General features: G+C 45.8%; 15 protein-coding genes. 11 read left to right on the forward strand and 4 right to left on the reverse strand.

Going from position 1 to position 14,023, the window contains the following annotated elements; all coding sequences use genetic code 11:
- Positions 1 to 56: 56 nt before the first annotated feature.
- Entirely contained in the window at positions 57 to 935 is an 879-nt protein-coding gene (locus ACESPQ_RS04245; RefSeq protein ID WP_002607957.1) for an alpha/beta fold hydrolase, read from the reverse strand.
- Between the two features lie 142 nt (positions 936 to 1,077).
- Between ACESPQ_RS04245 and ACESPQ_RS04250 the strand changes: the two genes are divergently transcribed.
- Positions 1,078 to 3,135, forward strand: a complete 2,058-nt coding sequence (locus ACESPQ_RS04250; protein WP_109771141.1) for a BglG family transcription antiterminator — start codon at positions 1,078 to 1,080, stop codon at positions 3,133 to 3,135.
- A 122-nt stretch (positions 3,136 to 3,257) separates the two neighbouring features.
- On the opposite strand, the gene ACESPQ_RS04255 is transcribed toward ACESPQ_RS04250, so the two are convergent.
- Complete coding sequence (locus ACESPQ_RS04255; protein ID WP_002607959.1) at positions 3,258 to 3,722, reverse strand: hypothetical protein; 465 nt, start codon at positions 3,720 to 3,722, stop codon at positions 3,258 to 3,260.
- 133 nt (positions 3,723 to 3,855) lie between these two features.
- Positions 3,856 to 4,632 (reverse strand): DeoR/GlpR family DNA-binding transcription regulator, encoded by a 777-nt coding sequence (locus tag ACESPQ_RS04260; RefSeq protein ID WP_373143971.1) that lies wholly within the window; start codon positions 4,630 to 4,632, stop codon positions 3,856 to 3,858.
- A 156-nt stretch (positions 4,633 to 4,788) separates the two neighbouring features.
- Here ACESPQ_RS04260 and ACESPQ_RS04265 point away from each other — a divergent pair, with 156 nt between their 5' ends.
- Together ACESPQ_RS04265 and rhaD are read left to right on the forward strand one after the other, a co-directional pair.
- The gene (locus ACESPQ_RS04265; RefSeq protein WP_002607961.1) at positions 4,789 to 5,817 is read left to right on the forward strand and encodes a 2-hydroxyacid dehydrogenase; all 1,029 of its coding nucleotides are present in this window, start codon (positions 4,789 to 4,791) and stop codon (positions 5,815 to 5,817) included.
- Between the two features lie 108 nt (positions 5,818 to 5,925).
- Positions 5,926 to 6,753, forward strand: a complete 828-nt coding sequence (gene rhaD, locus ACESPQ_RS04270; RefSeq protein WP_002607962.1) for a rhamnulose-1-phosphate aldolase — start codon at positions 5,926 to 5,928, stop codon at positions 6,751 to 6,753.
- Positions 6,754 to 6,822: 69 nt separating this feature from the next.
- On the opposite strand, the gene ACESPQ_RS04275 is transcribed toward rhaD, so the two are convergent.
- Complete coding sequence (locus ACESPQ_RS04275) at positions 6,823 to 7,059, reverse strand: hypothetical protein (RefSeq protein ID WP_373143972.1); 237 nt, start codon at positions 7,057 to 7,059, stop codon at positions 6,823 to 6,825.
- Between the two features lie 377 nt (positions 7,060 to 7,436).
- Between ACESPQ_RS04275 and ACESPQ_RS04280 the strand changes: the two genes are divergently transcribed.
- From ACESPQ_RS04280 to ACESPQ_RS04315, 8 genes are all read left to right on the forward strand, one after another.
- On the forward strand, positions 7,437 to 7,604 hold the full coding sequence (locus ACESPQ_RS04280; protein ID WP_258291445.1) for a hypothetical protein: 168 nt from the start codon (positions 7,437 to 7,439) through the stop codon (positions 7,602 to 7,604).
- Between the two features lie 192 nt (positions 7,605 to 7,796).
- A complete protein-coding gene (locus ACESPQ_RS04285) occupies positions 7,797 to 8,405 on the forward strand; it encodes a response regulator (RefSeq protein ID WP_002607965.1) in 609 nt (202 codons plus the stop codon).
- A gap of 323 nt (positions 8,406 to 8,728) precedes the next feature.
- Complete coding sequence (locus ACESPQ_RS04290; RefSeq protein WP_002607966.1) at positions 8,729 to 9,211, forward strand: PTS sugar transporter subunit IIA; 483 nt, start codon at positions 8,729 to 8,731, stop codon at positions 9,209 to 9,211.
- Complete coding sequence (locus tag ACESPQ_RS04295; protein ID WP_002607967.1) at positions 9,208 to 9,510, forward strand: PTS sugar transporter subunit IIB; 303 nt, start codon at positions 9,208 to 9,210, stop codon at positions 9,508 to 9,510. The genes ACESPQ_RS04290 and ACESPQ_RS04295 overlap by 4 nt, the downstream gene beginning before the upstream one ends.
- A 50-nt stretch (positions 9,511 to 9,560) precedes the next feature.
- On the forward strand, positions 9,561 to 10,976 hold the full coding sequence (locus ACESPQ_RS04300; RefSeq protein ID WP_002607968.1) for a PTS galactitol transporter subunit IIC: 1,416 nt from the start codon (positions 9,561 to 9,563) through the stop codon (positions 10,974 to 10,976).
- Between the two features lie 3 nt (positions 10,977 to 10,979).
- Positions 10,980 to 12,269, forward strand: a complete 1,290-nt coding sequence (locus tag ACESPQ_RS04305; protein ID WP_373143973.1) for a sn-glycerol-1-phosphate dehydrogenase — start codon at positions 10,980 to 10,982, stop codon at positions 12,267 to 12,269.
- Between the two features lie 8 nt (positions 12,270 to 12,277).
- A complete protein-coding gene (locus ACESPQ_RS04310; protein ID WP_002607970.1) occupies positions 12,278 to 12,973 on the forward strand; it encodes an L-ribulose-5-phosphate 4-epimerase in 696 nt (231 codons plus the stop codon).
- A gap of 30 nt (positions 12,974 to 13,003) precedes the next feature.
- Complete coding sequence (locus ACESPQ_RS04315) at positions 13,004 to 13,810, forward strand: HAD-IIA family hydrolase (RefSeq protein WP_109771138.1); 807 nt, start codon at positions 13,004 to 13,006, stop codon at positions 13,808 to 13,810.
- Positions 13,811 to 14,023 lie beyond the last annotated feature (213 nt).

The following is a 14,023-nucleotide window of genomic DNA, read 5'->3' on the forward strand; positions in this document are numbered from 1 at the left end:
TATACATAAGAAAAGCTTATCTTTTATATAGCATGGATAAGCTTCTTTTTTCTATTTTAAGAGCCTGCCTTCTGCAGCTTTTTCTTTGCTTTTTTATCCTTGATCTTATTCACAAGATGCTTCCAGTTCGGCAGGTAATCCCCCTCCTGCTGTTCCTTCTGTTTACGAACCTTTCGCTTTTGCTGGATATCCTTGTTCTGTATCCAGCTTTTGACAAAGCGCAGGTATTCCCTTGGATTGCCAAGACTGAAATCCCCGTGCGTATAATTCATCAGCATGAAAATCTGTGCATCACTCAGTGCCTCTTTCAATAGATCGGCACTTTTTTTCATACTCTTCTTCTCACGCTGTCCAACCAGAATTGCTGTTTTACATGTAGCCTGCGCCAGATTTTCGGGAAGCTGAAAGGTACTGACTGTATGGTGTATGCTTTTCAGGTTTTCCTTTGTCATTGCCTGATAATTTTGATAATAATCCTCAAAGGCAAAATCATCATTGAAAACAGTGTAGTACATGAATTTATTGAACCATTTTTTTCTTGCCAGTGCATTTGTGTAGATGCCGGCATAGGCACTCCAGCTCTGCAGCTTTACCGGCTGCATCATCGCACTTTCAATCATGGCGTATTCGCACAGATCCGGCTTCATAGACAGCATGGAAACGGCAATCTGCGCACCCAGTGAAAATCCTGACAGCACCTGGATATGCCCGTTATAAAACTCCTGAAGATAGGTAAGCAGCTCCTCTGCACACTGCTGTATACTGATGAATGGTTTCTGAGCTTCACTTCCATGTCCGTCTAAGACGGGGACGATGAGGGTGTAATCTTTTTTCAGCTCCCGTATTTCTTCCTGAAAGCTGAAGGCGGAAAGGCATTCTCCGTGGATATACATATAGACCGGTTTGTTTTTCTGAACATAGGTTTTAAATTGCATGATGACCAACCTCACTTTATGCTTCCATTATACGATAGGAAACCGTTTTTAGCTGATTAACTTCTTGCGGAGTCTTTTGCAGAAAATTAACCTTTGCATTTTGACATATTTTCTATATGATATATGGTGAGGTAGATAGCTAATGAATAAACGTGCACGAGAAATCATTTTCTGGATAATGGAAAAGCGGGATTATCAGGAAACCTGTACCATCAATGATCTGATGGACAAATTCAAGGTATCGGAACGAACGATTCGCTATGATCTGGAGGGAATCACGGATTTTCTTCTGGAAAACAAGCAGAAGCCGATTCAGCTTTGTGAGCATGGCGTGATTGAGCTGCAGAAGGATACTGATACCATTCGCATGCTGCTGGGACAGAATGATTTTTATTCCTTCAAGCTGAGCAAGGAGGAACGCATGCATATGATTCTGTATCTGATAGCGAATACGGGGGAGCATGTAACCCTGCAGCAGCTGGCGGATATTCTTTTTGTATCCCGTTCCACAATCATTCATGATGTGGATGATGTACGCAAGAGCATTCAGAAGCAGGATCTGGAAATCGTATCCCTTCGCCGAGGTCTGCGTATTCAGGGCAGGGAGAGCAGCCGCCGGATCATGCTGATGCATCTGCTGCGCCTGCCGTATGTGCAGCAGTATCGGATTTCAGAATATAAAGATATGATGTCCCCACAGGATTTGGAAAGCCTGAAGCGTATGATCAAGGATGCGGAATTATCAAGCAGCCGTTTTTTAACTGACGGTTCCTTTGAAGATTTGCGGCAGTATCTAATGCTTATGATTGAACGCTACCATAAGCATCGGTTTGTGGAGATCGACTATGTATCCCAGCATCTGTCCACGCAGAAAATGGCAAGCCATCTGATGAACAAAATGGAGGATTATTTCGGTATGGAGCATCGGCTGCAGGAGGAATACCTGCTGGCGGATATCCTGTACAATATGCATTATCTCAAACGCAATGATGTGGATGAGAAGATCATGCAGATTCAGGTCATCTCCAAGCAGTTTATTGATGCCGTAGCGCATGATCTGAATATTGATCTGCGCAATGATTTTCAGTTTTACCAGAATCTGACCAATCATCTGCAATCCACATTTAAGGATCTGGATATGGGGTATGATAGTGACAATGAGCTTCTGTATGAAATCGTGAAGAAGAATTCGGAGGTTGTCGCAGCGATTGAGAAAAATCTGCAGCCACTGGAGCTGTTTGTACAAAGAGCCATCACCCGTGAGGAAATCGCCTATATCACCATTCATGTCTGTGCGGCAATGGAGCGCAACCGTTATCAGGGTGCGCAGTTCACGATTCTTCTTGTGTGCAACTCCGGTGTGGGAACCTCACAGCTGCTGTTAAGCCGGCTGAAAAAATACTTTCAGTTTTATGTAGCGGATGTTCTGCCGGTGCATGCACTCGCGAATTATGATGTTACAGGAATCGATCTGATCATATCAACGGTACCGCTGAAGGAGGAGCGCTGTGAAACCATCATTCTGCATCCGTATCTGAGTGATGAGGACTGTATCCTTTTGGGTGAAAAGCTGGAAACATTGAAAAGCGGTATGCACCGTGTGAATTCCAATCCGAATTTTCAGCGACTTCAGACACTGATTGCGAATTCCATTGCCATCAGCCCGCTGGATAAGGATGAAATCTATAAGAATATTATCCGGGATCTGCAATCGCATTTCTTTCCGATAGCCCCAAGTGACAAGGCAACGCTTCGTGAACTGCTTGCCGGACATATCGAGGTGGATGTGGAATGTGCAGACTGGAAGGAGGCTGTCAGAAGAAGTGCGCAGCCATTGCTGGAACAGGACTATCTGAGTGAACAGTACATCACGCAGATGATTCGCAATATTGAAACAATGGGACCGTATATCGTACTGGCACAGGGCTTTGCCTTGCCGCATGAATCGCCGGATGTCGGTGGGATGCAGCTGGGGATGCAGCTGATTCGGCTGAAGCATCCGGTACCGTTTCATTCGCAGTTCTATGATCCTGTGGATTTTGTATGCTGTCTGTCCACGATAGATAAGGACTCGCATTTGAAGGCAATGTTTCATTTAATGAATCTGTTATCGAAAGCGGATTTCTGTGAGAATATCAGAAAGGCGAAAACCGCAGAGGAAGTATATCAGATAATTTATGAATATGAATCCATTTTATAAACAGCTCTTTGCAGGATACTGTAGGAACGTACTACCATGCGTAAAAGGGCTCATGAAGTAGTATCACACATAAAATAAAAAGCTTTCTGAAGAGCTGCGATACGCATCTGAAAGCTTTTTTATTATTCTGCCAGCAGAACACCCGTATAGGTCGCAGCCATCGTATCCCCCGTTATATCCATACGGTTTATTTCGATACATTGCAGCTGACCATGCAGGGATAAGGAGCCGCTGTTTTCCTGAAATTGCAGCGTATCCGGAAATTCTATAAGCTTTCCCGATTTCTTGGTTATGGTAACACTGCGAAAGTGGAATGGTGCAGGAATCAGTTTCCCAACCTTTTTGTAAAGTGAATTTTCTGTCAGTTGAATCTTTGTGTCCTTTGTCACATATGCACTATCCAGCTTTACGGATACGGCTTTACCGATATCAAAGCGCTTATCAATTCCGGTTTCCTTAATTACATGTTCTTCCGATTGTGACAAGGTATTGCTCCATGGCTCCGGATTTTCTTTTGCACCGATCGGCATGGATACGGCAAGACAGGCTGCCATAAGTGCAGCACATGGTAAAAGCTTTTTCTTCATAACATCATTTCCTCCCTATTTTCTGTTCAGTGATTAGAACTATATCTAGTATTATACCATAAAAAACGGGTTCTCCTCATTTTTCAGGCTAATTGTAAAATGATGCATAACAATAAAATCTGAGTTTATGAAATTAAATTTGTGGTGCAGCTTTCACCACGCGGATACCGCATTGCCGATATGCCTCCAGCAGACTTTCATCCGCGTCCTGATCTGTGATAAGCGTATAGCTCTGTTCATGAGATATTGCAATGAAATCACGGCTGTTCAGCTTACTGGAATCACACAGGACATAGACCTCCTCCACAATGGAGAACAGTGTTTCCAGCAGACCGCTTTCCACCACACTGTCGGTATACAGGTTTCCCTTTTCATCTATCGCATTCACACTTAAAAAGGCCTTTGACAGCTGAAACTGTTTTAGATTTGTCTGTGCAATCGGACCGGTCAGCGTGAGGGAATTGCTGCGCAGTTCACCACCGAGCATAAAAATGGGTAATCTGGAATCCTGATACAATTCATATGCCACATTCACAGCATCGGTTACGACGGTCAATGGCAGGTAGTGCAGAAGGGCAGACGCAAACATATCCATCGTAGAGCCGCTGGCAAGAAAAATACGATCATGCTCCTTCAGAAAGCCTCTTGCAATATGGGCAAGCTGCCGCTTTTTCTCTGTATGCAGCTTACGGCGCTTTGCAAACGGTGTCTGCGCATCAAAGGTTTTCTTTTCCTTTGCGATGGCACCTCCATGTGTTCGAATCAATGCTCCCATCTGTTCCAGCTCCATGAGATCACGACGAGCGGTCATGGCCACTATGTGGAAGCTTCGGCATATCGTCTGTACGTGAAGCTCTCCTTTTTCCTGCAAAAGCGCAAGTATTGCTTTCTGCCGTTCCTGTTTTGTCATTGTTATCACCTGCCTTCACTATATCATAAAATGTGCGTTTCGAACAATAAAATTAAAAAAAAGATGAAATATAAACAATAAACATGAATAGTGTTTCTGAATTTTCATTTTTGTACTATGATGAATGTGCGAAACGAACAATTAGGAGGAATGTATATGAAATGTGTTGCTGTTGGAGATATGTTTCTGTCAGAGGAGGCATTCGCTAGGGTATTGAAACATCACGCACTGTTTTGTTCCTATCACGGCTTTTCATGGAAGGCGGATCTGGATCGTGTATCTACACGTACGCTGATTCGCAAGATTGAAACAAAGGGAAGTGAGGCATATGCAGTCGAAGGGGAATTGAAGGAGGCTATGCTGGATGCGGACGTGATCTTCATTCATATGTGTCCGGTGGGAAAGGATATCATTGAGCAGGCACCGCACTTGAAGTATATTGTTACGGCAAGGGGCGGTGTGGAAAACATCGCGGTGGAAAGTGCAAAGAAAAAAGGAATCAGAGTTATTCACTGTCCCATGCACAACGCCTTTGCCGTTGCTGAGCTGACGGTTGGGTTAATGATCTGTGAAACACGAAATGTGACAAGAGCAGATCGCTCCCTGCGCGAGGGTATCTGGAGAGAATCCTATCCGAATACCGGATCGATACGGGAGCTTAGAAGTATGACGGTAGGTTTGATTGGCTTTGGTGCAATCGGTCAGCTTGTCGCACAGCGCCTGCAGCCGTTTGGATGCAGCATCATGGTACATGATCCCTATCTGGATGCATCTGTTATTGAGCGACTTGGCTGTATCGCGGTTGATAAGAAAACCCTGTTACAGGAAAGTGATATCGTATCCCTTCACGGTCGCATCGGACCCAATGATCCCCCGATTATCGGGCGTGAGGAATTGAAGCTTATGAAACCGGTCAGCTATCTGATCAATACGGCAAGAGCGGTACTGGTGGATATGCCGGCGCTGGAGGAGGCGCTGCAAAACGGCAGCATCATGGGGGCTGCGATCGATGTATTTCCGAAGGAGCCGCTGACTAAAGAAGATGCTGTCGTACAACTGGATAACTGCACACTTACCAATCATCGCGGCGGGGATACTCTGGATTCCTATGAACGCAGTCCGGAGCTGCTGCTGGAACAGCTGCAGGAGGCAGTGCAAACAGGACATACGAAATACATGATATAAAACCTATATGATTGCCCTGCACACAGAGGGCAATGTCTTATGCATGATTTAAGATAAGGATGGCTTACAGCTGCTTGCTATCCTGTGGGATATGAGAGGAGAAAACATATGAAAGTAGAAGAAACATCATTTTTAAATGAATATATCGCTATGGCGGATTATGGCGACAGACTGGGCTGGCATGAGCGCAACGGCGGGAATTTCACCTATTGGATGAAGCCGGAAAATGTTGCGGATGTAAAAGATGAATTGCACGATAAAGGGGAATGGCTGCCGATTGGTACCAATGTGGATAATCTTGCAAATGAATATTTTCTAATCAGCGGCACGGGAAAGTATTTTCACAATATGAAAAAGGATCCCCGGCATACAATAGGCATCATACAGGTTGATTCTACCGGTACAAAGTATCGTATTCGCTGGGGTCTTGAAAACGGAGGCCGTCCTACCAGTGAGCTGCCTACGCATCTTATGAATATGGCAGTCAAGGCAAAGCTTACAAATAATGAAAACCGCGTGATTTATCACTGTCACTGTCCCAATGTGATTGCACTTACCTTTCTGCTTCCGCTGAAGTCGGAAATTATCACAAGAGAGATTTGGGAGATGATGACGGAATGTCCGATCATCTTTCCTGAGGGAATCGGTGTCGTGGAGTGGATGGTACCGGGAGGTCGCGAGATTGCCGTTGTCACAAGCAGGCTGATGGAAACCTATAATGCGGTCATATGGGCACATCATGGAATGTTCTGCAGCGGCGTGGATTTTGATTCCACCTTTGGTCTGATGCATACGATTGAAAAGAGTGCCGAGATGTGGATCAAGGTGCATTCCTGCCGACAGGATAAGCTGCAGACGATTCCTGTGGAGGGCTTCCGTGATTTGCAGGAAGCGTTCCAAGTAATACTGGATGAACGTTTTCTTTACAAAAAGTAGATAAATAAAACTCCGGTCATGACCTATGCTTGACCGGAGCTTTTTCATACCGCTAACAGTTAAACTCTTTTACTTCTGAATGGACCTGTTTCCAGCCACAAGCAGTATGATACAGGAAAGTGATGAAAGGATAGAGATAAGCAACAGAAGCCAGTACAGCATCCCATAGGAATCGAAATATTCTGTGACACTGATCATCTCATCCAGGGCGATTCCGCTCGTCCATAAGAATACCATGGAAATAGCCAGTGTCCCCAATGAGCAGAGAAGCAGAAAAGGCAATACTATTTTTTTATAATTTGACATAAAGATCCTCCATTTCTATTTATATAAGCTTTCGCATGCCTGCTGCGTAACTAAATGGTTGGGCATTGAACATCATCAGGTACGCAGATAGCTGCAAACAGGAAAATGATTTGATTTACAGAAGGGGAAAACCACTACCTTATCATCTACTTCCCTATGTTTATTTTACATGGAATGTGGAAAATGTAAATATGTAGGGGATGAATGGTATCTATCCAGGAGGGAACGGTCTATGTGTTACCAGAATAGGAGGAGAGCCAGTTATGCTTTTAATTTTTTACCGTTTCCTACCTAAATCGACCGCTTGTCCCATTTTTATTTACTTTTATGATCATAATGTTTATGATGAAGACGATGATAGGTGGAGGAAGAGACAAATGAAAACATATACCTTATTGACTGTGGATGATCAGGCGGATGCGGCAGAGCAACTGAGAAGTGGTATCGAAGGTATAAGTCCCGGTGTATTTGATATAGCGGTGATGAATGATGTACAGGCGATACAACAGATTTTTCATCAGATAGCTTTTTACATCTTAAAATGACCGAATGATACCTGTGGCATACCGCTTGTCCCAAAAGCCTTTTCATCTTTTCAAATTATGCTATTGTATATATAACGCGCGAAGGACAGAAGCCGGCACCTGAATGTATCCATAAAGGAAGCCCTCCTCTATCCTGTGTGCTTCACCATATAACTGGAAACAAGGCAACACCATGCCGACAGGGAGGTACTTATGCAGCACTATACTATACTGATTATTGATGACAAAAGAGAACAGGCAAAGGAAATCAAAAAGAAAATTGAAGCCCTGCATCCCGCCTTTCATGCTGATATCGCCAATGACGCAAGCTATGCATTAAAGGGCACCTATGATGCCTATCTCAGCGATCTGATGATGCCGGTTCACTCCGGTATAGAAATCGGAAATATGATTTATAAGGAAAATCCGGATGCCATTATCATACTCATGTCCTCGCTGGATAATTTCGCCATTGAGCGCACCCAGCAGTTTTCCGCCTTTACCTTTCTTCCCAAATCCAAACTGGATCAGGAGCTTTTGCCGCTGCTTCAGCATCTGGAACGCCGCCTGAATTACATCAATATACGCATCCATGTAAAAGATGGGGACAAAAGCATCGCTGTACCGATTTATAAAATCCATAAAGTGAGCGTTATAAAAAAGCAGCTCTGTCTGGACATGGGAAATACACGCTATACCTATTCATGCGATTTCAGGATTTTCAGCGCATATACGATGATTATTTTGTCTGTCCGAAAAACGGTCTACTCATCAATCCGTCCTGCGGCTATTACTATGAAGCGGGGCATACACTGCAGCTGAAGGAGGAATCGATTCGTGTCAGTCTGCTGAAGCGGAAGGAATTCAAAGAAAAATACCAAAAATATTATGATAGCCTCATGTAAATCCCGGCTGTTATTCATGTCACAAAAAGACGCTGTACGCTGATACAGGGTCTTTTTCTATGGTACAATTTGCAGTATGCCTGCTGTGCAAAGAATTCCACTGTTCAAAACTCTGCAATCCTCTGCGCAGTCTTTTACTCTTTTATGAAAGCGCTTTTTGCATTACACTGTAGGTGGATAGAAACAGCGGGATACATGAAGGGGTGGCATCCCTCATGATCGACAAAAAGGAGTATGGAAATGATTTGGGAAGACTTAGATAAAAAACTGATTCACCTACAGGCGGAAGCAGGGCATGCCAATGATATCTTTGATCAGCTGGGCACCTGCTTCATAAACGAGGGCTACAGCCGAAGCGATTATGTGGAGGCCCTGAAACAAAGAGAGGCACAGTTTCCAACCGGATTGGATATCAATGGATTCGGTGTCGCAATACCGCATACGGATGCCGGCTATGTACTGCATGAAACTGAAGGAATCATGACACTGAAGCATCCGGTAACGTTCATTCAAATGGGCAGTGATGATACACAGGTAGAGGTGAAGGTTGTCTTCATGCTGGCGATTGAGGATCCCAAAAACCACATTAAGAAGCTGCAGCAGATTCTGCGTATCATACAGGACAACGCCGTTCTGGAGAAGATCTATCAAGCCTCCAGCGCCGACGAGGTCATAGATATAGTAAAACAGAAGGAAATAGAAATAGGAGGAGAAAACTTATGAAATCAGTAAACATTCTATCAATCTGTGGTTCGGGAACCGTCACCAGCAGCATGGTGGCCGCAAAGCTGAAGGACCGTTTGTCCGAGCACGGCTATCAGGTAAGTGCTACCGAGGCAAAACCGACCGAGGCTTTAAATCTGGCGCAGTCAAAACGCTTTGACATTATCGCACACACCTCACCGCTTCCTAAGGGAGATTATGGGATTCCTTGTGTCAATGCCTTTGCCTGCATCACAGGAATGGGAGAGGACAAGTTCTTCGAGGACTTCCTCAAGGCACTGCAGTCAATAGGGAAATAGGCATTCGACTTCGCAGTACGCAACATAAATTATAAAGGAGAGATAAACGTATGGTTATATTAGAATTTCTGAAATCAATGATCGACAATTTTGGGGCTGCGGTTATCGTACCGATCATCATCGGAATCATCGCATTGTTCTTCCGTGTCAAACCGCAGAAAGCATTCCTTTCCGCCTTATATGCCGGAGTATCTCTGGAGGGTATTTCCCTGATGGTTGGCGCATTCACACCGATTATCACACCGCTGGTAAAGAATATGGCGGATGCCATGGTCAATATCACCGGTGTAAATCTGAATGTATTCGATGTCGGCTGGCAGGCAACCAGTCTGGTAGCATTCTCGACAAGTGCCGGTATGATTTATCTGGGACTTGGTATCGTATTACAGACTGTGCTGTTTTTGATCAAATGGACAAAGTGCTTCCAGCCATCCGATTTATGGAATAACTATTCCTATATGGTCTGGGGAGCCATGGTTATCTTTGCGACAGATAACTTTGCACTGGGTATTGCCTGCATGGTGCTGCTGAACCTGTATTCTCTGCTGATTTCCGATATGCTGGCAAAACGCTGGTCTACGTACTATCAGTATCCAAACTGTACCATCATCGCTATGCATAACATTGAACCGGGTATTTTCGCCATTGTCTTCGATCCGATTCTGAATGCAATCGGCTTCAACAAACTGAAGCTGAATCCGCAGACGATCCAGCAGAAAATCGGGTTCATGGGGGAACCGATGACCATTGGCTTTGTATTGGGTGGTATTATCGGTATTCTGGGAAACCTGTCCAATCTTGGCTCTATGGCAGGCTGGGGATCTGTGCTGACGGCTGCTGTTGCCACGGCTGCGGTTATGGCCATCTTCCCGAAAATCACAGGGTTCTTTGCACAGGCATTTGCGCCGATCACCGAGGGTGCCCGTAAATTCATGGGCAATACCGGAGATCGCGAATGGTATATCGCCGTCAATGATGCTGTCGGCTATGGAGAGCCTGCAACGCTGACGTGTGGATTGCTGCTGATGCCGGTTATGGTACTGATTGCATTCTTCCTGCCTGGCAACCAGACACTGCCGGTTGTCGATCTGGTCGCAATTCCTTATATGGTAGAGGGACTTGTTGCCGTATTCAACGGAAACATGGCAAAGGTCATCGTTACCGGTGCCATCTGGTTCAGTGTCGGCTTACTGATGTGTACGTATACAGCACCGCTGTTTACCGAGGTTGCCAAGGGCGCAGGCTATGCGATTCCGGCAGGTGCTGCCATGATTACCAGCTTCAATATACTGGGAAAACCGCTGATGGGGCTGATCTTCCTCGCCTTCCTGAGCGGAAGTCCGCTATGGATCGGTGTCGCCGTCGTCGCATATGTGGTCTGCTATGCCGGATACCGCATGAAACAGAAAAACGTAGAGGAGTATCTGGAAACACAGGCAATGAAAAATGCAGAGGCGGAGGCTTAGGCTATGAAGATTGATGTACAGGAATTCCGTAAGCCGTGTGCCTGCGGAAGAACACATGAAATTGTTGTAGATGATATGATTATTGAGAAGGGCGCCATACAGCGCCTTCCTCACATCATGAAAACATATTACAGTGAATACAAAACGATTGCCATGCTGTGCGATGACAATACGTATGCAGCGGTAGGAAAGCTCGTGGAGGAGCTTCTTCCCAATATCATCACCATCCGGCTGAACCCTGAAAATCTGCATGCGGATGAGCATGGTGTGGAGGCTGCACAGAAGCAGCTGGACAAATATGCGGGAATTGACTTTCTGATTGCGGCAGGCTCAGGAACGATTCATGACATTACCCGCTATCATGCGTATGAGAAAAAGCTTCCGTTTCTGAGTATACCAACGGCTGCCAGTGTGGACGGCTATGTTTCCACCGTTGCCGCCATGACATGGCACGGCTTTAAGAAAAGCTTTACGGCGGTATCTCCGCGCTTTGTGCTGGCGGACAGTGAAATCTTTTCAAAGGCACCGCTTCGTCTGACCGCAAGCGGCGTCGCTGATCTGCTGGGAAAATTTACGGCACTGTGTGACTGGAGAATCGCGCATGCCCTAACCGGTGAATATATCTGCGATACCGTCGTTGATATGGAATATAAGGTACTGAAGGAGCTTTGTGACAATCTGGACGGTATTCGCAACGGCGATTTGAGTGCCTACGAAAATCTGATGTATGGTCTGCTGCTGAGCGGAATCGCTATGCAGATGGTTGGTAATTCCCGCCCTGCATCCGGAGCGGAGCATCATATGTCACATTTGTGGGAGATGTCCGCAATCAATGAGCCGATTGATTTCTATCACGGAGAAAAGGTCGGTGTCGGACTCTGTATGGCCACGGCAGTTTATAAGAAAGCAGAACAGAAGCTGCGTGCGGGAGGCTATCAGGTGAAGGATCACATGGAGCTGGAAACAGAGTTCATCAAAGCCAATATCACCAGTCCTGTCCTGCAGGAGGAGATTCTGAAGGAAAACACACCGAATCTGATGGCAGATATCACCGGGAACATGCTGAAGGAGAAGGAAGCGGATATCCTGACGATTCTGGCAGACCTGCCGGATGCGGAAACTATGATTGGCTGGATGAAAAAGGTACACGGTCTGACGACGATGCAGGAGCTGACACTTGATGAGGCACTGAAAACGACAACACAGCGTCTGAGTCCGTATATCCGTCAGCGGCTGACCTTCATGCGATTGTTGAAATTCTACGATTTCTATGATGAAATCACAGAAGGGTAGGAATCACTATGCTGGAAGAATTAAAGCAGCGTGTGCTGGAGGCGAATCTCTTGCTTCCCAAGCACGGACTGATCACCTTTACCTGGGGAAATGTATCCGGAATTGATCGTGAAATGGGCATCGTCGCCATCAAACCGAGCGGTGTGGAATATGATCATATGACGGCACAGGATATCGTGCTGTGCGACCTGGATGGAAACGTGGTGGAAGGAAAGCTGAAGCCAAGCAGTGATCTGATGACGCATCTTGCATTTTATAAGAGCTTTCCCAATGTCGGCGGAGCGGTGCATACACACTCCCGCTGGGCAACCGCCTTTGCGCAGGCAGGACGAGCAATCCCTGCATTAGGGACTACGCAGGCGGATTACTTCTATGGAGATATTCCATGCACCAGACTCATGAGTGAAGCGGAAATTCACGGAGAATATGAACTGGAAACCGGACATGTGATCGTGGAAACCTTCACAAAGGAAAACCTGAATCCAGATACGATGCCGGGCGTGCTTGTACACAGCCATGGACCTTTCGCATGGGGAAAAGACCCCTTTGAAGCGGTGCATAATGCAGTTGTGATGGAGGAATGTGCTGCGATGGCATTTGTCAGCATCATGCTGCAGGACAACGCGGTACAGCCGATGCAGCAGGTATTGCTGGATAAGCATTTCAAACGGAAGCACGGTCCCAATGCCTATTATGGACAGTAGACCCTGCAAGCCGTATTAAGGATGGATATTATGATACGAGATAAGAAACAGATCCAGGAAGCGATGAAGCCCATACGGGCATTCATTCTGGATATGGATGGAACAATTTATTTAGGGAATGCATTGTTCCCCTATACCCGCAGCTTTCTGGATACGGTAAAACAAAGCGGGAGAGCATATTATTTCTTTACAAACAACTCCTCAAAGGACGTTAAGACGTATATCGATAAGCTGCATACCATGGGCATTGATATCGAACAGCGGCAGATGATGATTTCCACCCATGTCATCCTGCGCTGGCTGAAGGAGCATCATGCGGGAAAACGCGTGTATGTGGTGGGGACACCTGCTCTGCAGGCAGAGTTTCAACATCATGGCTGGCAGCTGGATGAGGAGCATCCGGATATCGTTGTTCTGGGCTTTGATACGACACTGACCTACGATAAGCTGTCAAAGGCCTGTCATTTCATCCGGGAGGGAGCCGCATACTACGGCATCAATCCCGATCTCAACTGTCCCATGGAAAACGATACCTTTATCCCGGACTGCGGAAGCATGGCAAGGCTGATTGAAGCAAGTACCGGTCGCTATCCGGAATTCTTCGGAAAGCCGAGTCCGAAAACACTGGAATACATCATTAAGGAAACCGGTCTTGACGCAAACCAGATCGCCATTATCGGGGATCGTCTGTATACGGATATCGCCGTAGCGGATCACAGTGCGGTTACCAGCATTCTGGTGATGAGCGGAGAAACGAAGGAAGCGGATATCGAAAAGAGCGAGGTAACGCCGGATATCGTGATCGAGGATATCGGAGAACTCGCAAAGCTGCTGTAGGAAACCGCATGCGTCATATGGCTTTCTATCAAAGGAATGCATTCCATAAAAACAAGGAAGGAATCCTCTTGCACAGACAGGGGATTCTTTTGCATTCTTCCGTTACATACAGATACACATTCAATTCCTATTCACCGATCTGTCTCGCATATAAACAGCAAAGAAAAGGGGAAAGAAGTCAAATTAATTGTATGGCAATGATTTCATAAATCA

Source organism: Clostridium sp. HGF2 (genome assembly GCF_964240115.1).
Classification (GTDB): domain Bacteria; phylum Bacillota_I; class Bacilli_A; order Erysipelotrichales; family Erysipelotrichaceae; genus Clostridium_AQ; species Clostridium_AQ innocuum.